Source organism: Rothia nasisuis, from assembly GCF_928381405.1.
In the GTDB taxonomy this organism is placed as follows: Bacteria; Actinomycetota; Actinomycetes; order Actinomycetales; family Micrococcaceae; genus Rothia; species Rothia nasisuis.
Genome location: NZ_CAKMSB010000010.1, coordinates 1 through 23,267 on the forward strand (window position 1 = coordinate 1; position 23,267 = coordinate 23,267).

Sequence of the window (23,267 nt, forward strand, 5' to 3'; positions counted from 1 at the left end):
GTGCCGGGGGTGGGGGTGCGGGTGGCTGCAAAGCCGAGGCGAGCGCAGGTGTCAAGGGCCTCTGTATCGAGGTCCCATTTCACCTCCATGTGGTCAGAGACGAAGCCGAGAGGTACCAGCACAACACCGTCCACCTGACCTTCGAGGGCTTCGAGGGCATCGTTGACGTCGGGTTCGAGCCAGGGCATGGAGGGCGGGCCAGAGCGGGACTGGTAGACCAGCTCCCAGTCGACCTGGTCGAGCAGGGCGGGGTCAAGGGCCTGAACACCGGCAAGAACGGCGCGGGCAGCTTCCAGGTGCTTCTCAACGTAGGCAGAGCCGCCTTCGTAGTCAACACCGCGAGGGCCGGCCTCATTAGCGGCGCTGGTGGGTACCGAGTGGGTGCAAAACATGATGCGGATTTTTCCGTTGCCCGCAGCGGTCTGCCCGGCGGTGGCCAACTGGGCGCGCACGTCTGCTAGCCCCTCAACCAGGCCGTCAACGAAGGGGGTGACGAAGCCGGGGGTATCCCAGAATTGCCGCACCTTGTCGATCTGCAGTTTGCCTTCTAGGCCTAGCTTTTCGAGGGCAAGCCCATAGTCTTCGCGGTACTGGCGGCAGGAGGAGTAGCCGGGGTAGGCGCTGGTGGCCAGCACCAGAATCTTGCGTTTGCCGGTCTCATAGGCTTCTTTGACTACGTCAGCCACGTAGGGGTCCCAGTTACGGTTGGCCCAGGTGATATCAACGGCCGGGCCTTTCTCTGTCAGGGCCTCACGCAGGGCTACCAGCAGGGCCCGGTTCTGCTCGTTGATGGGTGAGACACCACCGTTGGCCCGGTAGTGGGTGGCAACTTCTTCGAGGCGTTCGTCGGGGATGCCGCGGCCGGCGGTGACGTTGCGTAGGAAGGGAATGACGTCGTCCTGCCCTTCGGGGCCACCGAAGGAGGAGAGAATCACCAGGTCGTAGTCCTGCGGGGTGGACGCACGGGGGCGGGTGAGCGTGCGCTCGCTGGTGTAGCTGGCGACGGTGCTCTCATCAAGTACAGCCGGGCCGTTGGAGGCGGTGTTGGCCGGGTCGGTTTGGTTGGGGATGATGTCGGCGGGGAGCTGGGCTGTCATTAGGCGATCACCTGTGCAACCTCGGCGGCTTCGATGCGGCGGCCGGTGTAGAAGGGGGTTTCTTCGCGTACATGCAGGCGGGCTTCAGTGTTACGGAAGTGGCGCATCATATCGACCAGGTCAACGAGCTCGGGGGCTTCGAGGGCCAGCACCCACTCGTAGTCGTTGAGGCCAAAGGTGGCGATGGTGTTGGGCAGCACCTGTGGGAAGTCTCGGCCCTTCATACCATGGTTTTTGAGCATTTCGGAGCGGCGCTCAGCGTTCATGTAGTACCAGTCCCAGGAGCGCACGAAGGGATAGACGCAGACCCAGGCCTCGGGGGCGATTCCTCGCGCAAAGGAGGGGGCGTGCTGGCGGGTAAATTCTGCATCGCGGTGCACGCCCATGGTTGACCACACAATGGTGGTGCCTGAGAAGGCTACAGTGCGGCGAATTTTGCGTACAGCAGCCTGCAGGTCTTCGGGCTTTTCAGCGTGGGTCCAGACCATGATGTCTGCGTTGTCGCGCATGGCTGAAACGTCGTAGAAGCCACGCAGGGTTACACCGTCAGCCTCAAGAGTAGAAACGAGCGATTCGAGTTCGGCTGTGGCGGCCTCCCCGGTTGCGCCGTCTGCCGGTGCGCCCGAGCGGGCGAAGACGGTGTAGAGGGCGTAGTAGAGCTGGTCATCTCCTTCAGCGGGGGCACCGGGAACCTGCCCCTGAATCTTCTTCGTTTCGGTGCTGCGGGCAGCGGAACTGTGGGCACTGTGTATATAGCCGCCTGGCTTGCTGTGACCGTGTTCGTCAGGGTTACTGCTGTGTGACATAGTGTTACCTTTCGTGGTTGGGTTTACAGGGTCTGGTCGTTCCGGGCGGCAAAGGCACGGATGTGGTTTTGGGTGTCTTCGGTGACGGCTGCTAGGCCGGTTCCAGCAATCCAGGCGCCGACTGCGGTGGCTCCGGGCACATCGGCCAGTGCCGAGCGGAAGGTGGTTACCCGGTTGCGGTGCCCCGGGGTTGTGGATGGCAGGGCGCTACGCCACCGCACAACGTCTGCCGCAACGAGCTGGCTCTTGCCCAGCGAGGTGTCAAGTAGTTGCGCGGCATCGTGCAGCCCCAGGGTGACGAGCTGGTCATCGTGCAGGGCTAGTTCTGAAAGGGGTGAAGTGTCGTGCTCTTTGCCGCGCCCGTAAGAGAGTCGCACCACATGGCGGCCTTCGCCTACCTTCTCAGCGATCCAGGCCCACTTGGCGGTTGCGTGGGTCAGTGCCTTGGCGCGGACGCCCGTCGCAGCTTCGCTGACCAGCAGGCCGGTTCCGCGCGGGGCTGCGTCAAGTGCGGGGGCGTGCAGGATGAGGGTGACCAGAGCAACTTCGGGTCCGGGATTAACTGGGGGTAGGGCCTGCGCAGGCAGGTGGGGGCCGAGCAGGCGGATGGAGGTCTGCGCGTCGGTGGCTACCACGAGCAGATTGCCGTGGATGATGGCTGATTTTTCGCCGTAATCGGGTTGGCGCTGAATGGCCGTCCAGCCCCCGCGAGCGGGGTTACGGTCAACGGCAATGGTGTCAAAGCCGGTGACGATGCGTACCCGGCGGCGCAAGAGGTCATCGACGAGAGCTTCGGAGAGCTGATTCATGCCGCCTTCGATGCTTGCAATCTGGGCACCTGCCGGTGAGGCCTCGCGCAGGCGGGCAGCTGCTGCGGTGAGTGACCCCAGCTCCTTCAAGCCGGTGAGTAGCCCGGGGGCGACGGAAGCGATGTCTAGCTGGTTGGGATGGGCCGAGTGCACACCCGAAACTACGGGGGCAACCAGCTGGTCGAGCACGCGCTGCCCCAGACGCAAACGCACCAGCTCTCCCAGTGTTTGGGCGCGGGCTCCTGCGGAGCGAGGCAGGACGGCGTCCAATTTGGCTCGGCGGTAGCCTGCCCGCCCCAGGATTTGTTTGAGGGCTGGGTCATCAAGGCTACCTGGAATGCCTAGCAGGCCGGTGGACGGTGCAGGAAAGGGCCCCTCGGGCAGGTAGAGCCAGGAACCTCGCGGCTCAGGTGCCACTATGCGGTTCTCGAGACCCAGATCAGCAAGGAGGTCACGGACGGCCGTGGTGCGGGTGGCAAAGGATTCCGCGCCGGAGTCAAGCACCAGGCCCGCCAGCTGGTGGGCTCCAACGGCACCTCCCAGGTGCTCCTCGCGTTCGACCAGGGTGACCTTATACCCGGCGGTAGCCAGTTCACGGGCTGCCAGCAGGCCTGAGATGCCACCGCCAATGACCAGGGCGGTCGAGGGTACCGGGTGTGGGGGGTGAGTGCGCGAAGTCTGCTCTGACATGCGAATTTTGCCTAGCCTTTATGGGTTTGGGTGTGGATATAGTCAACGAGCTTGGTCAGGACGGTGGGGTCGGTGGTAGGGGGCACACCGTGGCCCAGGTTGACCACGTGAGCGGGGGCGGAGCGTCCGCTCTCTAGAACAGCGTCGGTGTGGGCGGCAAGAGCTTCCCAGCCTGCAGCTAGCAGGGCGGGGTCAATATTACCCTGCACCACTACTCCCCCACCCAGTCGGCGCTGGGCTTCTGATAGGGGTAGGCGGTAGTCAACACCGATGACGTCCGCCCCAGCCTCGTGCATGGCAGAAAGCAGCTCAGCGGTGCCGGTACCAAAGTGGATACGGGGCACACCGTAGTGTTCAACAGCGGCCAGGGTCGCGGCCGAATGGGGCATCACAAAGCGGCGATAGTCGGCTTCTCCCAGGGAGCCAGCCCAGGAGTCAAAGAGCTGAATAGCTGAAGCGCCAGCCTCTATCTGCGCAGCCAGGAACTGGGCAGATGTGCGGGCAGCCCAGGCCCCCAGAGCCTGCCAGGCTTCGGGGTCTGCATGCATCATGGTTCGCGGGCGTAGGTGGTCACGGGAGGGGCCACCTTCGACCATATAGGCAGCCACGGTGAAGGGGGCACCGGCAAAGCCGATGAGCGGGGTAGAGCCCAGCTTCTCGACGGTGATGGAAACGGCCTCACGGATGGGGTCAAGGGCAGAGTCTTCGAGCTCGGGCAGGTTTTTGATATCGGCCAGGGTTCGCACAGGTCTATCGAGTACAGGGCCACGGCCGGGCACAATATCTACCCCCACCCCAGCCAACTTCATGGGAATCACAATGTCAGAGAAGAAAATGCCGGCGTCAACGTGATGGCGGCGCACCGGCTGTACAGTAATCTCAGCGGCGAGTTCAGGGGCGAGACAGGAGTCCAACATAGAAATACCCTCACGCACCTGCCGGTACTCAGGCAGTGAACGCCCTGCCTGGCGCATAAACCAGACCGGAGTGTGTTGGGTCCGACGGCCCGTGAGGGCTCGCACCATAGAGGACTCCCCAGTGCCCGCCGTTTTAAGGGGGTGGTTAGTAGGTAGGTAGGTCAGTTGCTCGGCGGTGAGCAGGGGGCGCTGACGTAAGGAGGTATGCTGGGTGAGACTCATATAATCCATTGTGCCAACTTTAAAGACAGTTTTTAGAGACACTCTGTCATCGAGGTGTCTGCTACCCAATGTTTATAATGGGGGTGTTGTGACTATTTTTACCCTTGTAGCATCGCATCAATCAGTCGACCTCACCACCGTGGCCTACCTCAGCGAAGGCGTTGAGAAAATACACCGGGATCTTGCACCCACTGGCATCCGTGGCGAGGTCATTCTGTCTACCTGCAACCGGCTTGAACTCTACGTTGAGATTCCAAGCAAGCCCGGTGCTACCGACCAAAATATCGCCAACGACGTCGCCGCAGCCTCCGAAAGAATTTTTGATACCATTGCCAGGCGCTCTGGCCTGAGCTACGACATCGTGGAAAACAGCTTCGATGTACTCATTAACACTGATGCCGCCCACCACCTGTTCACCGTGGCTTCTGGGCTGGAGTCGGCGGTAGTCGGTGAACGCGAGATTACCGGCCAGGTGCGCCGTGCCCTGGCTCTGTCACAGGAGGCGGGGCGTGCCACAGGCAATCTGGTGCGACTTTTTGAACACGGGGCACGGACCGCCCGAAAGGTGGGCCAGCAGACCATGCTGGGCTCGCGTGGTCGCTCAATCGTGTCAGTTGCGCTTGACATGGCTGACGATATAGCTGAAAAGACCTGGGACACCCGCCGTGTGCTTGTGTTTGGTACAGGCGCCTACGCCGGGGCAACCGTTGCGGCCCTCCACTCACGCGGCACGACCGATATATGGATTTATTCACGTTCAGACCGTGCAGCCATTTTTGCTGACAAGCGCGGGGTGAGCGCCGTGCCCCACGGCAATCTCTACGAGCACATGGCTGCCGCTGACATTATCATCGGCTGTTCGGGGGGTGCTTCACCCATGCTTCCCATCGAAATACCCTCAGGCAAGCGGGTTATTCTTGACCTAGCGCTCTCGCGTGACTTTGCCCCCGAGGTCGCTGACCTGCCCCAGGTCGAGCTCGTCACCCTAGAGTCAGTGCGCCTAGCGGCCCCCGAGGAAACCATCGAGTCCGTACGCACTGCCCACACAATTGTGGGCAAAGCGGCAGCCGAATTTTCCATCAAAGAAAAGGCTCGTAGCGTTGATGCTGCTATTGTTGCACTCAGACAACACACGATGAGTGTGCTCGATGCTGAACTAGCTAAAGTACACAACCAGTACGGGTGTACCGCAGCCACAGAGCAGCTTGAGCTGGCCATGCGTCGCATGGTCAAGTCGCTCCTGCACACCCCCACCGTACGTGCACGCGAGCTTGCACGTGAGGGGCGAGTCGATGATTACGTCACTGCGCTCGAAGCTCTCTACGGAATTGAAGTGCAAGAGAATACAGTGGCTGAGGCTCAGCCCCAACCCGATGCCTCCTAATGCAGGCGGCGCCCACCGCACCACGTCCGCACACCACTCTGATAGGTTCGGTAGCAAATCTATGTCCACCAAAGTTTTCTCAGCGTCCCAAGAGCACGACGACGCTACCGGCGCTCTCCGCCTGCCCAAAGACCTCAGACGCCAACAGCTCATCGGCAACGCTGTGCTTGTCTTTGCCTCTCAGGGCTACCACGCCACTACCATGGATCACATTGCAACTGCATCCAGCGTTACCAAACCGGTTCTCTACCAGCACTTCACCGGCAAGCGCGAGCTGTACCTCGCCGTGCTTGATGAGCAGATTGATAACCTGCTCACCCAGCTGGTGATTCCGCTACACTCCACCACCATCAACCGAGATCGTGTTCAGAGAGTGATTGCGGCCTTCTTCAATTTTGCCCGCACCAACGTAGCTGGCTACCGGATTATTTTTGAGTCAGATATTCAAAATGACTACGCGGTTCAAGACCGCACCGAAAATATGCACATCACCATCGCCGAGCACATCGCCAAGGTGCTATCACCCAACGCGGGTATGCCCTTCGATGAGGCGCTTATGACAGCCCGCATGCTCACCGGTATGGCCCAGTCTGCAGCCCACATGGTCATCGGAACCGAAGCGGAACCCGAAAAAATCCACATGGCTGAACGCGCCCTCTTCCGCCTCGCCTGGGGCGGTATCTCAATCATCGATGAGGATTGGGAGTAACCATTCCACCCGCGTACCCTGTCAGCTCAGACCGAAACCCGGCACGCGAACCATTTTTACTGGCGTAAACTGGTTCCAGCAAAGCCCCGTTCCAGTGGGGCCTGATTGAAAGAGAAAAGACCCATGGAAGTTAAGATTGGCGTGCTCAACGTACCCAGCCAGGTCGTCCTTGAAACTAACGACACCGCAGCAGAAGTGCAATCCAAGGTAGCAGCAGCCCTCGAAAAGGGCGGAATCCTCGAACTGACCGATTCTAAGGGTGCCACCACCCTAGTTCCTGCCGCCAACATCGGCTACGTAGAACTAGGGGCTGAGACCAAGCACCGCATCGGGTTCGGCATAGCCTAAACCCAGCCCGGCCGCCGCTCAATCAGTGGTCGGTGCCGGAGCTATCTGCCAGCTTGCTCGCAGGCTATGGTACAGATAGCCCCGGCATCTTATGTTTTAAGCCCCTCCCCCTGTAGAATGAAACAGTTATAGGTTGCCCGGTCGTCCCTAGATTTTATCTTCACCTGCCCCTAGCCCTCCCGCCCCGCCTCTCTACGGAGCTCCCCTTCGTGAGCCACTCGTAGGTTAGGTACAACGGCGCGGTTGATGACGCTAACTCCCCGCATGAAAAACCGCGATCGGCTCCCCTCGCCTGTGCCCGCTTGCCCGGGCCGCACCCCCTAAGGAAGACCGTTTCGTGACTACTCTCGACACCACCAAAACCTTTGCTGACTACGGCGTACGCCAAGACATCACAGATGCTCTGGCTGCCCAAGGGATTACCAGCCCCTTCCCCATTCAGGCCCTTACCCTGCCCGTGGCGCTTTCAGGCCAAGATATCATCGGCCAGGCAAAGACCGGCACCGGTAAAACGTTGGGCTTCGGCCTGCCTGCCCTACAGTCCGTTCTTGGCCCCCAGCAGGAGGGCTTTGACGCCCTGCCCTCGCCCGGGGCACCTCAGGCGCTCATCATCGTCCCCACCCGCGAACTCGCCATCCAGGTAGGTGACGATCTTTCGGTTGCCGCCGCGCAGACCGGTGTGCGCGTGGCGACCCTCTACGGCGGCCGCCCCTACGACTCCCAGGTCAAGGAGCTCGATCGCGGTGCCGAACTGGTTGTTGGTACCCCCGGCCGCCTGATTGACCTGCACCGGCAGAAATATCTGAACCTGAACCACATCAAGATTGTGGTGCTCGATGAGGCCGACGAAATGCTCGATTTGGGTTTCTTACCCGATGTGGAACGTATACTCGCGGCCGTACCGCAGAAGCGCCAGACCATGCTCTTCTCCGCAACCATGCCCGGGCCCGTGCTCTCTATGGCCCGCCGCTACATGAGCCGCCCCATGCACATCCGGGCAGAATCAGGCGAAGAAGAGACCGCGACCAAGGCTTCTATCCGCCAGGTAATCTACCGTGCCCACCCGCTCGATAAGGACGAGCTGGTCGGGCGTATTCTGCGTGCCGAGGGGCGTGGCCGAACCGTCATTTTCACCAAGACCAAGCGGTCCGCCGCTAAACTGACCGACGAGCTCCTTGACCGAGGTTTTGCTGCCGGTGCCATTCACGGCGATCTGAACCAGGGCGCCCGTGAACAGGCCCTGCGGGCCTTCCGCAAGGGCAAGATTGATATTTTGGTAGCTACCGATGTGGCTGCCCGCGGTATCGATGTTGAGGATGTAACCCACGTCATCAACTACCAGTGCCCCGAGGACGAAAAAACCTACCTGCACCGGGTGGGCCGCACCGGCCGCGCCGGTAAGGAGGGCACCGCCGTCACCCTGGTGGACTGGGAAGACGTACCCCGTTGGAAGCTCATCAATAAGGCCCTGGAACTGGGCGTGGACGAGCCGGTTGAGACCTATTCTTCCTCCCCACACCTGTTTGCTGACCTGGGGATTGCTCAGGGCACCAAGGGCAGACTGCCCAGGGAAGAGCGCACCGCAGCAGGCCTGGGAGCCGAGCAGGCCGAAGACTACGGGAGTGGGAGTGCTCCCAGGCGTGGGCGCACTGAGCGCGGTGGCCGTTCCCGTAATCGTGACGCGCGCCGCGGACGTTCGGGGGCAGCTACCTCGCGTCGTTCAAGTGAGCGCGCTGGCGAGGGCCGTAGCGAGCGTCCTGCAGCTGAGGGTAAGAACGAGGGCGCACCGCGCCGTCGCCGCCGAACCCGCCGGGTAGAGGGCAGCGACAGCTAACCCCTAGGTACCATTTAAATTAGAAATGACCAGCAACTAGCTGGTCATTTCTAATTTAAATGGTCTTTTCTGATTTAGGTGGTACCTACCCTAGCGGGTGGCGCGGGCCTGGCCCTCCGTATAACCAGCAACAGACTGAATACCCACCACAGCACGCTCCGCAAACTCTTTGATGCTGGAGGCACCGGCATAGGTGAAGGAGGAGCGCACGCCGGCAATAATGGAATCAATCTGGTCTTCCACACCGCCTGCACCCTCGGGCAGGTAGATGCGGGCCGATGAAATACCCTCTTCAAACATCTCGCGGCGGGCCTTTTCAAAGGCCTCTGTTTTGGAGTTGCGGTTGATGACGGCGCGGCGGGAGGCCATGCCGAAGGACTCCTTGTAGAGACGGCCGTCGGCCTCCTGCAATACGTCGCCGGGGGACTCGTAGGTGCCCGCGAACCAGGAACCAATCATCACGTTGGAGGCGCCTGCCGCCAGAGCCAGGGCTACATCGCGCGGGTCCTTAACACCGCCGTCGGCCCAGACGTGCACTCCCAGTTTCTTAGCCTCAGCGGCGCATTCCAGCACAGCTGAGAACTGGGGGCGGCCCACGCCGGTCTGCATGCGGGTTGTGCACATGGCACCGGGGCCTACGCCCACCTTAATGATGTCGGCCCCAGCCTCGGCCAGGTCGCGCACACCCGCGGCGGTGACCACGTTACCCGCAACGATGGGGATTGGCGGGTTCAGTGCCCTGACCTTTTTGAGGGCCTCGATCATGGTTTCCTGGTGGCCGTGAGCGGTATCAACAACCAGCACGTCCGCGCCCGCCTCAATGAGTGAGGCTGCGCGACCCGCTACGTCACCGTTGATACCGATAGCTACACCGATGCGGAGCCCACCCTCTGCGTCAACGGCCGGGGTGTAGAGGCTGGCGCGCAGTGCAGCCTTACGGGTGAGCACGCCCACCAGCCTGCCTCCGGCGTCCACCACGGGGGCAACCTTACGAGATTTTTCGTGCAGAATGTCGAAGGCTTCACGCGGGGTAACGGTGGCTGACAGGGTGAGGAGCTCGGAGCTCATCAGGTCTTCGACCTGGTCAAAGTTATCAGCCCCGCGCAGATCCTTGGGAGTGATGACGCCGATGGGGGTATCGCCGTCCATGACAATAGCGGCGCCGTGGGCGCGCTTGGGTAGGAGGTGACGCACGTAGCCTGCGGTATGGTGGGGTTTAACGGTGATAGGGGTGTCAAAGACCGGGTGAGAGTTCTTAACACGCCGGATAGTTTCAGCCACGATGTCGGTAGGGACGTCCTGGGGAATGATGGCAATACCACCGCGGCGGGCTACCGTCTCTGCCATACGGCGGCCAGATACGGCGGTCATGTTTGCAACGACTAGCGGAATGGTTGTGCCGGTGCCGTCGTGGGTGGTTAGGTCCACGCTCATGCGGGAGCCCACGGACGAGCGGGAGGGCACCATGAATACGTCGTTGTAGGTCAGGTCGGTGGTCGGCTGCATGCCATTGAGGAACTTCATGCTCACCAGTTTAGGGGAGCCGCCGAAGGGGATGAGCAGAGTCAGCTAGGGGCTGAGGGTTTGCTCCTTCTGCAGGGGCCTCGATTTATCACCCCGCCAGGTCTCTGATACGGGCGACGGTCTCAGGTCCAGTTGTGTTCTCGCCTAAGCGATTGGGCTTGCCAGCTCCGTGGTAGTCCGACGCTCCCGTCACGAGAAGATCGTGTTTGGCCGCTGTTTCTAGTAGCCAGGTGCGGCCTTCTTGGGGGTTGTCACGGTGGTAGACCTCAAAGCCCGCCAGGCCTGCATCAATCATGGCGAAAATAGTCTCGTCTCTAGCTAGCCTGCCGCGGGCGGCAGCCTTGGGGTGGGCCATGACCGGTACGCCGCCGGCGGCTCGCACCAGTTCTACCGCTGTTACCGGGTCAACCGCGTAGTGGGGCACATAGTATTTAGATCGGGTGGTCAGGATAGTTTCAAAGGCCTCGGAGCGGCTGGCTACCGCACCAACTGCCACCAGGGCGTCCGCGATGTGGGGGCGGCCGATTGTAGCCCCCTCATACACGTGGCTTTGGACTATTTCCCAGGTCAGCGGATAATCTTCGGCGAGTCGTTCGACCATGCGCTGAGCGCGGCTGACGCGCGAGTCACGGGCCCTGTTGATTTCAGCAAGGAGGGGGGTATCGGTGGGGTCGTGCAGGTAGGAGAGCAGGTGAATGCTCACTCCCTGCGCTGAGCAGGAGATTTCCATGCCCGGAATAAAATCGAGGCCGAAACTGTCTGCCAGTTCTGTAGCCTCTGCCCAGCCAGCGGTCGTGTCGTGGTCCGTGAGAGCAAAACCGGCCAGCCCGGTGGTAGCGATTTCGGCGATGAGCTCAGGCACCGACTGGGTGCCATCAGAGATGCGCGAGTGGGTGTGCAGGTCGTACATGCAACCATCCTACAATTCTGAGGTTTATTCAAACGCCCCAAACACAACTGGCGCACTCAAAGAAACCACGCGCCCCTGAGCCCCAGCGGGCACCGGATGGCAGAACTCACGAGACCTTCAAAGCCCAGGGACCTGCCTTAACGAACGATCCTCCAAAATTCCCGGGTCAGCTCTCCATGCTCAAGCTTTTCTTACGTATCACCCTAAGATGCATCAGGTGGACGCCCTGCGACCGCGCTCACTAGACTTGAACCCATGACCACTACTGATTCAACCCCCACTCCGGGCGACGACCAGCCCATCGAAGAGCGCGTCACCAACCGCTCTGCTGCCCCCAAGTCCAGCGCTTTTACTGACTTCATGGCCGCCAACTGGGCGCCCGCGTCCAACCAGCTCCCTGCCCGCGCCCGCGTAGCCGACTTCGCTGCCGAACGCCGTGCCAAGATTTCTGCACTCTTCCCCGGCGAGCGCCTGGTTCTACCTGCTGGCCCCCTCAAGGTGCGCTCTAACGACACCGACTACCGCTTCCGCCCCCACTCTGCCTTTGCTCACCAGACCGGTCTGGGCCTGGATCATGAGCCCGACGCCGTGCTCGTCTTTGAGCCCGTTGAAGAGGGCCAGGGCGATAATGGCTCTCACCACGAGGTCACCCTCTACTTCCGCCCCCTGGCAGGCCGCGATACTGAGATGTTCTACCGCGACCCCCGCTATGGTGAATTCTGGATTGGGCCCCGCCCCACCCTCGAATCGCTGGGCGCTGAATATGGCCTGCGTACCAAGGATCTGGGTGAGCTTGAGGTAGCTATCACCAAGAATGCTGGCCCCCAGGCCCTGGGCGGTGTGCGTATCCGTCTGGTTCGCAACGTTGACCTGAATGTCGATGCCCTGGTGGATACCTCCCGCTATAACACTTCTGTTGACTTAGAAGAATCAGACAAGCTCGATGCTGCCCTGACCGAGGCCCTGTCTGAGGCCCGCCTGGTCAAGGACGCCATCGAGGTAGAGAACCTGCGCCGCTCGGTTGACCTGACCATCGAGGGCTTTGCCGAGGTGGTCAAGGCCCTGCCCGCTGCCGTTGCCCACCGCCGCGGCGAGCGCGTGGTCGAGACCGCCTTTTTCGCCAAGGCCCGTACCGAGGGTAATGACCTGGGCTACGACACCATTGCAGCGTGCGGTAACAACGCCACCATCCTGCACTGGATCCGCAATAACGGCACCGTTGATGAGGGCAAGCTGCTGCTGCTGGACGCCGGCGTTGAGGACGATACCCTCTACACCGCGGACGTCACCCGCACCTTCCCGGTCAACGGTAGGTTCTCCGAGGTTCAGGCCAAGGCTTACAACATTGTGCTGGAAGCTGCCGATGCGGCCTTCAAGGCGGCCGTTCCGGGTAAGAAGTTCCACGAGGTTCACGATGCAGCCATGCAGGTCTTAGCTACCCGCCTGTATGAGTGGGGTCTTCTGCCGGTTTCTGCTGAGGTTTCCCTGTCGGCTGAGGGCGGCCAGCACCGCCGCTGGATGCCCCACGGCACCAGCCACCACCTGGGTCTCGATGTGCACGACTGCGCCCAGGCCAAGAATGAGCTCTACATGGAGGGCGTCATCGAGCCCGGTATGGTCTTCACCATTGAGCCCGGCCTCTACTTCAAGGAAGAGGATCTGGCTATCCCTGAGGAGCTACGCGGCATCGGCATCCGTATCGAGGACGATGTGCTCATCACCGAGGACGGCAACGAGAATCTTTCTGCCGCCCTGCCCCGCACCGTTGAGGGTATCGAAGCTTGGATGGCAGAGAACTCTCGGTAGGGTGATACCGGCCCGCCCTATTCCCGGCAATGTGAAGCCGGCTAACTGGCGGGCTTGTCACCGGATTCGTTCTGGGCCTCGTCTTCAGGTGCCCTACGGATTGTAGCTTCGAACTCTTCCTGTGTTTCCACGCGCAGGCCGTAGCGCTGCTCCCCTTGCTCGGAGCGAATCGCATCGACACGCTCATGGGTGGCGGGAGGTTCAGGGGTCTTACGAATCATCTGCTCGAACTCTTCAGCAGACTCTACCCGCAAACCGAACTTACCAGCGGCCCTGGAGCCGTCACGGTTGGTCGCAGCGGGCGGAGTGAACACCGGGGCGGCAGGCTCCTGGGGCTGGGTCCCCGGCTCCTGCTTCTGGTCGGCGGGGTTGAAACCCGGTAAAAAGGGTTCGGGGGCAACAGGACGCTGTGACGCAGGAGCGTTGGGGTCAAACCACTGGGGGGCGCCCTGTGGGGTACCAGCCTGGCCGCCTGGCTGCCCCTTCTGCTCCGACTGACCTGCCTGTGGCTGCTGGGCTGAGTAGCCCTGAGGGTTAGCCTGGCTCATACCCGGGTGAATATAGGGGCTGGAGGTAGGCCGGTTGTTTTCAAAGGGGTGAGCGCCCGAGCCGTGTACGCCGCTCTGAGGGCCGCTCGGATGGACCGTAACCCGCAGCAGGTGACGAGCGGCTTGGGCAGTTGCCGGAATAGCCATCAAATCAAAACGAGAAGGCATGAGCTGGGTGCGGGTACGGATACCGCGCCCCTTAGCGCGAGAAGCCACAAAGATTGAGTAGATTATGCAGAAGGCGATAGCCAGCGGAACAATCGACAGAAAGTTAGCCATAATCGAGGTCTGCGTAATCACCGCGTTAAAGAGAGCAACCAGAGCACCCAGGCTCAGCCCCTGAAACACCCCGGCGAGGGCGGCACGGGGGTAGGTGGCCTGGCCGGTCACGTAGTCAACCTGTTGCACGTCATGCCCCACCACATACAGAGAATGCACGGGGAACTTCTGGCTGGCCAGAAATTCGATAGCCTTGTTGACCTCACTCCGGTCGGTGAAAGTAGCAACCAGTTCACCGGGGGGCAGGTGGTTGGCATCAGCCATGGCCAGGGCAGGGGGTGCTTTGAGTTGATCCATGCCCTCTATTTTTTCGTATACAGCGGTGAGAATGCTGGGAGCTCGCCGAGGTATCGCCACAGGTGAACTCCCGAGGTGGTCGACGTGGCAGGTACAGGCTAAGACGAGTACCCTTGATAAGTGTGAGTAGCGTACCAAACAAAATCTTTATCGCCCGTCTCCTGGGCCTTGACGTTTTCGACCCGCACGGCGACCGCCTAGGTCGTTTGCGTGATGTGGTGGTGCTCAAGAGCGGCTTTACCCAGTTCTCTGCGGTGGGTTCACTGGCCAAGCTTAAAGAGCCGGTTGTTGTGGGAATCGTCATCGAGATTCTGGGGAAAAAACGCATCTTTGTACCAATGACCCGCGTGACCTCTATTGACTCAACCCAGGTGATTCTGACTGGTCTGGTCAATCTGCGCCGTTTTGAGCAGCGCGGCACCGAAGCCCTAGTGGTTGGTGAAATCTTTGACCGCAAAGTTCAGTTGCGTGACGGATCGGGCCTGGCACAGATTGAGGACGTTGCTATGGAGCAGCGCCGTAACGGAGACTGGTTCATTTCTGAGCTCTTTATTTCTCGTGGCCACGCAGGTCTCATGCGCCGCCGCAAAGAGACCCTAGTCGTTAACTGGGATGAGGTTATACTCTCCACCGATTTTGAACCGCAGGCCGCCACCGCCTTTGTTGCCACACACGAAGACTCCAACCCCGCAGACCTGGCAGATGCTATTCACGAGATGCCAGATAAGCGCATGGTTGAGGTAGCCCAAGAACTCCAGGACGAGCGTCTAGCTGACGTTCTCCAGGAGCTCCCCGAAGAGGACCAGGTACAGATTCTCTCCCACCTTGAGGTGGAGCGTGCCGTCAATGTCCTTGAGGAGATGGAACCGGATGACGCCGCCGACCTACTCGGTGAACTCTCTGACTCCCAGCGTGAAGAACTTCTGACCCTCATGGATCCCGATGATTCGGACGATGTGCGCCGCCTGCTTGAGTACGATGAGGGAACAACCGGGTCACTCATGAACCCCGTGCCGATTATTCTTTCCCCCGAGGCCACCGTGGCTGAAGCCTTGGCCCATATCCGCCAGGAGGAAATCTCTCCCGCTATGGCGGCGGCCGTCATGGTGACCCGTCCGCCCCTCGAATCTCCCACGGGTAGATACCTGGGAATTGTGCACATGCAGCGCCTACTCCGGCACTCCCCCAGTGAGCAGGTGGGCAACATCATCGATACCTCCATCGAGCCGGTCACCGACTCCGCCAGCATCGAAGAAGTCACCCGTGTACTAGCGACCTACGATCTCACCATCATTCCGGTGGTTAACGACCACAACCGCCTGGTGGGCGCTGTAACCGTTGATGACGTACTCGATGAGATGCTGCCCGATGACTGGAGAACCTACGACGATGGCACCCCGATTCGAAAGGTAGGCCGCCGCTATGAGTGACTCCCACGAGCGTGACGACTTCGCGACCCTGGGCACCCCCCAGCCCAAGAAACGGCGCCCTCTCTTTCAGCTGACCCCCAACCCAGATGCGTTTGGGCGGATGACCGAGAAAATCGCCCGTTTCATGGGCACTCCCGTGTTCTTGCTCTGGATGACGATCTTCTGTGCCCTCTGGCTGGGCTGGAACACCATGGCCCCCGAAGAGTGGCAGTTCGACCCGCGTGCTCTGAACTTCACCCTGCTGACTCTGATGCTCTCGCTCCAGGCCTCCTACGCTGCCCCCTTGCTGCTGCTGGCTCAGAATCGGCAGGACGACCGCGACCGTGTGGTTGCCCGCCAGGACCGCCAGCGCGACCAGCGTAATCTCGAAGAAACCGAGTATCTGACCCGGGAGATTGCGTCGCTACGTATCGCTCTGCGTGAGGTCGCTACCCGTGACTTTGTACGCGGCGAGATGCGCGACATCATGGAGGAATTGACTGAAGTGCAACGCCGCCAAGAAGAGCTTTTCGCGCGTGCCGAGTCTCTGGCCGCGCGGGCTGGGGAGGCCGTTGAGGCTGAGGACACGGTCTCTTTTGATCCCCATGCTGCCCAGCCTGCCACCAGCGCCTTTGACGTGCTCTCAGATGACCATCCCAAGATCCGCAAAAAGAAAAAGGTAAAGGATATCGACCGCTCCTTTGAGTAGCGGCTACTGCCCTATGCATACTGAAGAGAACGAGCAGCTACGCACTGCCCTAGCCACCGTCATCGACCCCGAACTGCGCCAACCCATCACTGATTTGGGCATGGTAGAACGCGCCGAGCTGGTAGACGGCACCGCGTATGTTGGCATTGTGCTGACCATCGAGGGTTGCCCCCTCAAGTCAACGATTGAGCAGGACGTCCGCACTGCCCTGGGCGCGCTCGAACAGGTTGAGCGCGTGGAGCTGACTGTCGGCTACATGTCTGCTGACCAGCGTGCTGAACTACGCAGGCGGCTAGGCCACACCAAAACCAACCCCTTCACCGAGCCGGGAGTGTTGACCAGGGTGTTTGCTGTGGCATCGGGTAAGGGGGGTGTGGGTAAGTCCTCGACCGCCGTCAACCTGGCAGCGGCCTGTGCCTCAGCAGGTCTGAGCGTAGGCATTATTGACGCTGACGTACACGGCTTTTCGGTCCCGGGCCTGTTGGGTATCACCGGCGGCCCCACCCGTATGGACGATATGATTCTCCCGCCCGTAGTTGAAGCACCGGCCGGCGGCGGGGTCATCAAGGTGATTTCTATCGGCATGTTCGTTGAGCCTGACCAGCCAGTTGCCTGGCGTGGGCCCATGCTACACCGCGCCCTAGAGCAGTTTTTAACAGACGTGCACTTTGGTCACCTGGATGTGCTCTTTCTCGACCTACCTCCGGGCACCGGAGACATCGCAATCTCCATGGCCCAGCTACTGCCCCACGCCGAAATTCTACTGGTCTCTACCCCTCAGCTGGCTGCGGTGGACGTGGCCCAGCGCGCGGGTACCCTCAGCGTGCAGACCGGGCAGAAGGTCATTGGGGTGCTCGAGAATATGGCCGCTCTGGTGTTACCGGACGGTTCCGCCCTCCCTCTCTTTGGCGAAGGCGGCGGTGAGGCACTTACCCGGTCGCTGACCGAGTCCCTAGGTTACGAGGTGCCCCTGCTCGGTTCGGTTCCCCTCGACATGGCGCTGCGTGAAGGAGGTGACGCTGGCCTTCCTCTTGTCTGGAGCGCCCCCGAGTCGCAGGCAGCCTCCGTGCTCATCGATACCGCCCGGAGGATCACCCACCGCCCGCGCGGGCTGGCGGGAACCCCGCTCCCTTTCACGGTCTAGTTAGGCGCACGGTTCAGGTGGCTTCAGCGTCGAAGGGAGCCCAGGCCCCTTTGGGCAGGCGTGAAATCACGGACGGCGCTGGGGCGGCCGTTGCTTTCTCCTCAAGTTCCTTGCGGCGCTCCTCGTCGTCCTCGGCGAAGGCCTCGCGTACGATAACGCGGGGGTCATACTGGCGGGGGTCATACTGGCGCCAGTTGATGTCACCCAGGTCAGGGCCTAGAGTCTCTTTGAGGTCGTCCTTGGCGTCGAAGGCCATACGGCGAACCCATTTGATAAAGTCTTTAAGTTGTTGGGCGTATTCGGGCATACGCTCTGGCCCGATGACAACAAACACCAGGACTGCAAGAACGATAAACTCTAGGCCGCTAATTCCAAACACACCAAGAGATTACCAGCTTTGTCTGAGGGTTATCCCCCAAACGGGGCAAGGTTGACTAAGATATTCCCAGAATCATGACCACGTACTCAGGAGGGTCACCCGTGAATGCACAGGAACTTGCCCGCAGCTGGGCCTACACCGAGGGGTTCCCCAGAGAATCCGCTGTGCTCACCAGGGCTCGTCAGGCCGCTGAGCGCCTCGATGCCTCCCCTGTGACCCCCTCAGTTGCTTCTCTTTTGACGGTGCTCGCGGCAGCAACCGGTGCCGAGCACGCCGTTGAGGTAGGCTGCGGTGCCGGTGTGTCAACGGTTGCCCTGCTCACCGGCCTGCGCCGGGGAGCAGCACTGACCGCTATCGACATTGACTCCACCCGCTGCCAGGCCACGCGATCCTTGCTCACCGGGGCGGGCCTGGGCTCCACCCACAGGGTACGAGTCATTACCGGGGATGCCGCCCAGGTGCTCCCGCGCCTCTCTGCCAATTCCTATGATTTAGCTTTTATTGATGCCGGTGCCGACGTAGCTGAACAACTGGTTTATGATGTGCTCGCCCTCTTAGAGCCCGGCGGCTTACTGCTACTTCACGACCCCCTCGCCGCAGGCGCGGTAGCCAACCCTACAGCACGCGACGCTGTGTCAGTCTCGCTACGCACCGTGCTCACCGAGGTCGCCGCCTGCACCGACGACGTCCACGTCTCGCTCCTTCACGCAGGTGCCGGGCTCTTTCTGGTCTACAAAAAATAGGGCACATCGCAAGCACACGACCAGGCCCCCGGCCACCCGCTCTTCACGGGGTAGCTGCCGGGGGCCTGTGTGACCGTCTCTCAGGCTTTTGAGCTCCTCAGCTTAGACGTTCTCTACGCAGGTTCGGATGGCTTCGACCTCTTCTTCGGTGATGTCGAGTACCAGACGCCCGCCGCCTTCAACAGGGATTCGCATAACGATGGTGCGGCCTTCGCGCACGATTTCGAGGGGGCCGTCTCCGGTGCGTGGTTTCTGAGCTGCCATGGGAGTCTACTCCTTGAAAAAATAAGTGTGGCCGGTGAGACCGCAGTGTTCTCGGTGGGCTCACCTTCTTTTAATGATAGTGCTCATCAGCACGTTTGGGGTGGTTTTTGAGCAGAAAACTCTAGGTTTAGGGTGGGTAGTCGCCGCCGCCGGGCAGTTGCTTCCAGTGCCAAAGCCAGCCGACCCAGCCGAATTGGGTAGTGGCGCCCAGCCCCAGCAGGAGCCAGCGATAGGCTTGGGAGGCTGAAAGCGCCACCACCGGCAGGAGCAGGGGGAAGAGCGGCAGAAGTAGCCGGAAGGTTGAGGACTGCGGGTTAAAGAAGGCCAGCATGTAGAGGGCATAAGCAGCGCACCAGGTAAGCAAGGCCGGGTGCAGCACGGCACGGGTAAGCGGGGCTGTGAGCGCCAGCAGGTAGGCGGCCAGCAGAAGCACGAGGACGGCTGGGCCCACAACCTGCCCCAGGTAGTTCTGGCTCTGAGTGAGCCAGGGCAGGAAGGGCGAAACGTGTTCACCGCCGGTACGCCAGGCTGTTTCAGTGGCTGTGTAGGCGTCAATGCGCCCAGTGGCCAGCCAGGCGTGAACCGGGTGGATAAACGCGAAGGCACATACAGCCAGTGCGCCAGCAAGCTGGCCAATCGTGGTGCTTAGGGCCCTGCCGATGCCCTCAGCACGGGCCCGGCGCACCACCGTCACAGCCCACCAGATGCCTACCGTGGCACCCAGCGGAACGCCAACTGGCCGAGATAGTGCAGCGGCTAGCGCCGGAATCAGAAGGAGTCCATACCGGCCCTGGACTAAGAGATACAGTGCCCAGGAGAGAAAGAGTAGGCCAAAGGCTTCGGCATAGCCGGTCTGCAGAATCGGGGCAACCGCGCAGAAGCTCACCGCTGCCAGCCCCCACAAGGCTGTAGTTTGTATGTTAGATACGGTGTTTTGAGCGGCGCTAGCTGTAGCAGGGGCAGCGTTACTGGCTCTTGCGGCAAGCGAGCTCTCAAAGAGCCGAAAGATAAACCAGGCTGCGCCAAAACCAGCCAGTAGCGACAGGGTGGGGGCAACAACCTGATAGCTCAGCCCTGTGACTCGCGTCAGTGCGCCCGCCACGAGGGGGTAGAGAGGGTAGAAGGCCCACTCGTTCTGGGCTACCTGCCCAGTGTCCGTCAGTGGTAGCTGACTGGGGTAGCCGGTATCAGCGATGGTGGCGTACCAGTCAGCATCCCAGATCATGACGAACTCCGAGTAAGTCATGGCTGCGCCCTTCCAGGGGCTATAGGTCTGGTGCAAGCCGACCGCTGAGAAAATAGCCCAGCCCCAGACCCGGCTGGCCGCATAAATCAAGGCGACTCGCGCCGCGAGAGGCAAGGAGGACGCCCGCTGCCAGGCGCCCAGCACCGTCAACGTCAGGCGAGCGTGGAGCTGGTCTAGGGTGGACGACTGGCCCGCTCCCCTAGCCGTTCCCATGCTCTGCACCCTTCAGACCGGCCGCGCCTTTCCCTGCACGGTGGGCCCCAGCGTCCTGATGAGAAGTAGTCGCCTGGCCGCGGGCCTCCGCCAGTTCAGCGCGCAGGCGGCCAAGCTCAGAGGCGGCCCGGGCTAGAGCGCCGTCTACCTCATCACGGTTATACCCCAACAGTGACGTTGCGAAACGAACGCGCTTCAGCTCTTCCTGGTCCGGGCGGGCCGAGAGAATAAGGGGCGGCTCAGCTGAGGGCATCAGGTCAATGCCGTCTTGGCTTACCCAATCAGTGGCCCTGCGCCCCGGTACCAGCCGGTCACTCCCCAGTACTGCACACCCCACCATGACCGCAACCAGCACCACACAGGTCAGGCCAACCAGTAAATAATTCATGCGTTATCCCTCTCAACCAGCCACCGCCGGCTGTATATCAACGTCAACTTGCTGTAAGACCAAGAAAATACACTATCTTATGTAACGTCCTGTTTACCTCATTAGGAGTAAGGTAGGGCACATACACCTAACGGTTCTGTGCCACCAGCACCCCATGCTACCGGCGCACACACATATCCACCATCAGGGAGGAACCAACGTGACCACAGAAGCACTGGTTCAACTCACCAACGTCAACAAGCACTACGGTGAAAACCATGTTCTCAAGAACATTAACCTGTCCATTGGTAAAGGCGAAGTCGTCGTCCTACTGGGCCCTTCAGGCTCCGGTAAGTCAACCCTCTGCCGCACCATCAACCGTCTCGAAACCATCACCGACGGCACCATCACCATTGACGGCAAGAAGCTGCCCGAAGAAGGTAAGGAGCTAGCGAACCTGCGCGCAGAAGTCGGTATGGTCTTCCAGTCTTTCAACCTCTTCGCCCACAAGACAATCCTCGAAAATGTCACGCTCGGGCCCCGCAGGGTTCGAGGGCTGAGCAAGTCTGAAGCAGATGACCTCGCCATGAGCCTACTCAAGAAGGTCGGGGTAGATAACCAGGCCTCCAAGATGCCCGCCCAGCTCTCCGGCGGCCAGCAGCAGCGCGTAGCCATCGCCCGTGCGCTGGCCATGAAGCCCAAGGTCATGCTCTTCGACGAACCCACGTCCGCCCTTGACCCTGAGATGGTCAACGAGGTTCTCGACACCATGGTCTCTCTCGCCCGTGAAGGCATGACCATGATCGTGGTAACCCACGAAATGGGCTTTGCCCGCAAGGCGGCAGACCGCATCGTCTTCCTCGCCGACGGCGAAATCGTCGAAGAAGCAACACCAGACCACTTCTTCACCAACCCCCAGTCAGACCGCGCCAAAGACTTCCTCGGTAAGATCCTGGGCCACTAACACAGGGGATGAAACCAATGAAACTTTCCCGCCTCAAAGCTAGAGCAGCTACTGTAGCTGCCGTACTGGCAACCGCTACCCTAGCGCTCTCCGGGTGCGGCAGCACCTCCAGCGCAGACACCATCCGCATCGGTATCAAGTACGACCAGCCCGGCCTTGGATACCAGGACGGCCGCGACTACACCGGCTTCGACACCGACGTAGCCCGCTACGTCGCAGCCGAACTGGGCTACTCTGAAGACCAGATCGAATGGGTCGAGGCCCCCAGCGCCAACCGCGAAAACATGCTCACCAATAACCAGGTTGACATGATTTTTGCGACCTACTCCATCACCGAAACGCGCCTCAAGACCGTTGACTTCGCGGGGCCCTACTTTATTGCGGGCCAGGATCTACTCGTCCAGGAAGCTAACACCGATATCACCGGCCCTGACTCCCTCTCCGGTAAGAACCTCTGCTCCGTCACCGGCTCCACCAGCGCTAAGAAGATTCAAGAGAAGTATTCCTCTGAGGTGCAACTGGTTCAGCAAAACTCCTACTCCGACTGCGTCGTTGCACTCAACGCAGGCATGGTCGATGCCGTCACCACCGACGACATCATCCTGGCGGGCCTCGCTTCTACTAAAGCCAATCAGGGCGAGCTCAAGCTCGTTGGCAACACCTTCACCACCGAAAAGTACGGTGTGGGTCTGCCCAAAGGCTCAGATAAGTGCGCCGCCATCAACCAGGCCATCAATAAGATGGTAGAAACCGGAGCCTGGGAAGACGCCGTCGAAAAGAACGTGGGTGCCTCCGGCTACACCTACAACACTGAACTCAACCCGCCCGAGCTCACCGACGCCTGTGCAGCGGTAGAGCCCAGCAGCTAGGATCTCCGCTGCACAGGAACACCAGCCAGGCAGTAGCGCCTGGCACCTACTTACTATCAACACACTTTTCTACCCTTGGAGGCTTTCATGTCATTCTCTGAACAGCTCTCCACGCTCTTTGCCACCTACGATGTCATCGGCGCCTTCTGGACCAACATCCAACTGACCTTTTGGGTAGCTCTTGGGTCGTTCGTCCTTGGCTCGCTTCTAGCACTCATGCGTATCTCCCCTGTGCCCTCTCTGCGCTGGGCCGGTACCGCCTACGTGCATCTGATCCGTAATACTCCGCTGACCATCCTGATGACCCTGGCAATTCTGGGCGTGTGGACCCAATTCCAGCTCTCCCTTGCAACCAGCTTCGAGTGGAACTTCTTCATCTACGCCGTCATCGTTCTGGCTATCTACCACGCAGCCTTTGTGTGTGAAGCCATCCGCTCAGGCGTGAACACCGTACCCGTAGGCCAGGCCGAAGCAGCCCGCGCCATCGGCCTCAGCTTTCTGCCCACAGCCCGCTACGTGATTTTTCCGCAGGCTCTGCGCGGCTCCATCACCCCGCTGGGCAACACCCTCATCGCCCTGGCGAAGAACACGACCGTTGCTACCGTGGCTTCGGTTGCAGAAGCCTCGGGCATGATGAAGTCTATGATTGAGTTCAACTCAGACCTCATCTTCATGATCTTCTTCGTCTTCGCCATGGGTTTCGTAGTCATTGTTGTACCTATCGGCCTAGTCACTACCTGGGCCTCACGAAAGCTGGCGGTGAAACGATGAACGCAAAAC

At 60.7% G+C, this 23,267-nt stretch carries 23 protein-coding genes; 12 read left to right on the forward strand and 11 right to left on the reverse strand.

Annotated elements, in window-relative coordinates:
* From L6966_RS08650 to hemE, 4 genes are all read right to left on the reverse strand, one after another.
* Nucleotides 1–1,097, reverse strand: a 1,097-nt coding sequence (locus L6966_RS08650) for a ferrochelatase (RefSeq protein ID WP_237233225.1), incomplete at its 3' end; no start/stop codon positions are given.
* Entirely contained in the window at nt 1,097–1,903 is an 807-nt protein-coding gene (hemQ, locus tag L6966_RS08655; protein WP_083093822.1) for a hydrogen peroxide-dependent heme synthase, read from the reverse strand. The genes L6966_RS08650 and hemQ, both read right to left, overlap by 1 nt.
* A 23-nt stretch (nt 1,904–1,926) precedes the next feature.
* On the reverse strand, nt 1,927–3,402 hold the full coding sequence (gene hemG, locus L6966_RS08660; protein ID WP_237233226.1) for a protoporphyrinogen oxidase: 1,476 nt from the start codon (nt 3,400–3,402) through the stop codon (nt 1,927–1,929).
* A gap of 11 nt (nt 3,403–3,413) precedes the next feature.
* The gene (gene hemE, locus L6966_RS08665; RefSeq protein ID WP_237233227.1) at nt 3,414–4,541 is read right to left on the reverse strand and encodes a uroporphyrinogen decarboxylase; all 1,128 of its coding nucleotides are present in this window, start codon (nt 4,539–4,541) and stop codon (nt 3,414–3,416) included.
* A gap of 88 nt (nt 4,542–4,629) precedes the next feature.
* Between hemE and L6966_RS08670 the strand changes: the two genes are divergently transcribed.
* The 4 genes from L6966_RS08670 to L6966_RS08685 all read left to right on the forward strand — a co-directional run bounded on the left by L6966_RS08670 (nt 4,630) and on the right by L6966_RS08685 (nt 8,816).
* On the forward strand, nt 4,630–5,925 hold the full coding sequence (locus L6966_RS08670) for a glutamyl-tRNA reductase (protein ID WP_143539251.1): 1,296 nt from the start codon (nt 4,630–4,632) through the stop codon (nt 5,923–5,925).
* A 61-nt stretch (nt 5,926–5,986) separates the two neighbouring features.
* On the forward strand, nt 5,987–6,634 hold the full coding sequence (locus tag L6966_RS08675; RefSeq protein ID WP_083093826.1) for a TetR/AcrR family transcriptional regulator: 648 nt from the start codon (nt 5,987–5,989) through the stop codon (nt 6,632–6,634).
* Nucleotides 6,635–6,757: 123 nt separating this feature from the next.
* On the forward strand, nt 6,758–6,982 hold the full coding sequence (locus tag L6966_RS08680) for a DUF3107 domain-containing protein (protein ID WP_083093828.1): 225 nt from the start codon (nt 6,758–6,760) through the stop codon (nt 6,980–6,982).
* A 337-nt stretch (nt 6,983–7,319) separates the two neighbouring features.
* Nucleotides 7,320–8,816: a DEAD/DEAH box helicase gene (locus L6966_RS08685; protein ID WP_237224606.1), complete on the forward strand. Its 1,497-nt coding sequence runs from the start codon at nt 7,320–7,322 to the stop codon at nt 8,814–8,816.
* Nucleotides 8,817–8,906: 90 nt separating this feature from the next.
* Here the strand turns inward: L6966_RS08685 and L6966_RS08690 are convergent, their stop codons facing one another.
* Together L6966_RS08690 and L6966_RS08695 are read right to left on the reverse strand one after the other, a co-directional pair.
* A complete protein-coding gene (locus tag L6966_RS08690; RefSeq protein ID WP_237233228.1) occupies nt 8,907–10,340 on the reverse strand; it encodes a GuaB1 family IMP dehydrogenase-related protein in 1,434 nt (477 codons plus the stop codon).
* 88 nt (nt 10,341–10,428) lie between these two features.
* Nucleotides 10,429–11,250, reverse strand: a complete 822-nt coding sequence (locus L6966_RS08695; protein WP_237233229.1) for a PHP domain-containing protein — start codon at nt 11,248–11,250, stop codon at nt 10,429–10,431.
* 255 nt (nt 11,251–11,505) lie between these two features.
* Here L6966_RS08695 and L6966_RS08700 point away from each other — a divergent pair, with 255 nt between their 5' ends.
* A complete protein-coding gene (locus tag L6966_RS08700; RefSeq protein ID WP_237233230.1) occupies nt 11,506–13,056 on the forward strand; it encodes an aminopeptidase P family protein in 1,551 nt (516 codons plus the stop codon).
* Nucleotides 13,057–13,097: 41 nt separating this feature from the next.
* On the opposite strand, the gene L6966_RS08705 is transcribed toward L6966_RS08700, so the two are convergent.
* Nucleotides 13,098–14,180 (reverse strand): YflT domain-containing protein, encoded by a 1,083-nt coding sequence (locus L6966_RS08705; RefSeq protein WP_237233231.1) that lies wholly within the window; start codon nt 14,178–14,180, stop codon nt 13,098–13,100.
* A 122-nt stretch (nt 14,181–14,302) separates the two neighbouring features.
* On the opposite strand from L6966_RS08705, the gene L6966_RS08710 reads away from it, so the two are divergent.
* The 3 genes from L6966_RS08710 to L6966_RS08720 are packed head-to-tail and all read left to right on the forward strand — an operon-like array spanning nt 14,303 to nt 17,442.
* Nucleotides 14,303–15,610, forward strand: a complete 1,308-nt coding sequence (locus L6966_RS08710; RefSeq protein WP_083093841.1) for a magnesium transporter MgtE N-terminal domain-containing protein — start codon at nt 14,303–14,305, stop codon at nt 15,608–15,610.
* Complete coding sequence (locus L6966_RS08715; RefSeq protein WP_237224609.1) at nt 15,603–16,298, forward strand: DUF1003 domain-containing protein; 696 nt, start codon at nt 15,603–15,605, stop codon at nt 16,296–16,298. The genes L6966_RS08710 and L6966_RS08715 overlap by 8 nt, the downstream gene beginning before the upstream one ends.
* 13 nt (nt 16,299–16,311) lie before the next feature.
* On the forward strand, nt 16,312–17,442 hold the full coding sequence (locus tag L6966_RS08720) for an Mrp/NBP35 family ATP-binding protein (RefSeq protein WP_237233232.1): 1,131 nt from the start codon (nt 16,312–16,314) through the stop codon (nt 17,440–17,442).
* A 13-nt stretch (nt 17,443–17,455) separates the two neighbouring features.
* On the opposite strand, the gene L6966_RS08725 is transcribed toward L6966_RS08720, so the two are convergent.
* Nucleotides 17,456–17,821, reverse strand: coding sequence for a twin-arginine translocase TatA/TatE family subunit (locus tag L6966_RS08725; protein ID WP_083093847.1), 366 nt, complete (start codon nt 17,819–17,821; stop codon nt 17,456–17,458).
* 101 nt (nt 17,822–17,922) lie between these two features.
* Between L6966_RS08725 and L6966_RS08730 the strand changes: the two genes are divergently transcribed.
* A complete protein-coding gene (locus tag L6966_RS08730; RefSeq protein WP_180377922.1) occupies nt 17,923–18,564 on the forward strand; it encodes an O-methyltransferase in 642 nt (213 codons plus the stop codon).
* Nucleotides 18,565–18,666: 102 nt separating this feature from the next.
* Here the strand turns inward: L6966_RS08730 and L6966_RS08735 are convergent, their stop codons facing one another.
* The 3 genes from L6966_RS08735 to L6966_RS08745 all read right to left on the reverse strand — a co-directional run bounded on the left by L6966_RS08735 (nt 18,667) and on the right by L6966_RS08745 (nt 20,675).
* Nucleotides 18,667–18,828 (reverse strand): DUF3117 domain-containing protein, encoded by a 162-nt coding sequence (locus L6966_RS08735; RefSeq protein ID WP_083093851.1) that lies wholly within the window; start codon nt 18,826–18,828, stop codon nt 18,667–18,669.
* A gap of 127 nt (nt 18,829–18,955) precedes the next feature.
* Entirely contained in the window at nt 18,956–20,287 is a 1,332-nt protein-coding gene (locus L6966_RS08740) for a hypothetical protein (RefSeq protein ID WP_237233233.1), read from the reverse strand.
* Nucleotides 20,274–20,675 carry a DivIVA domain-containing protein gene (locus L6966_RS08745; RefSeq protein WP_237233234.1) on the reverse strand — a complete coding sequence of 134 codons (402 nt, stop codon included), beginning with the start codon at nt 20,673–20,675 and terminating at the stop codon, nt 20,274–20,276. Before L6966_RS08745 ends, L6966_RS08740 begins: the two co-directional genes overlap by 14 nt.
* A 154-nt stretch (nt 20,676–20,829) precedes the next feature.
* Here L6966_RS08745 and L6966_RS08750 point away from each other — a divergent pair, with 154 nt between their 5' ends.
* From L6966_RS08750 to L6966_RS08760, 3 genes are all read left to right on the forward strand, one after another.
* On the forward strand, nt 20,830–21,618 hold the full coding sequence (locus L6966_RS08750; RefSeq protein WP_419721889.1) for an amino acid ABC transporter ATP-binding protein: 789 nt from the start codon (nt 20,830–20,832) through the stop codon (nt 21,616–21,618).
* Between the two features lie 8 nt (nt 21,619–21,626).
* Nucleotides 21,627–22,487, forward strand: coding sequence for a glutamate ABC transporter substrate-binding protein (locus L6966_RS08755; RefSeq protein ID WP_083093858.1), 861 nt, complete (start codon nt 21,627–21,629; stop codon nt 22,485–22,487).
* 87 nt (nt 22,488–22,574) lie between these two features.
* Complete coding sequence (locus L6966_RS08760) at nt 22,575–23,258, forward strand: amino acid ABC transporter permease (protein WP_237233235.1); 684 nt, start codon at nt 22,575–22,577, stop codon at nt 23,256–23,258.
* Nucleotides 23,259–23,267 lie beyond the last annotated feature (9 nt).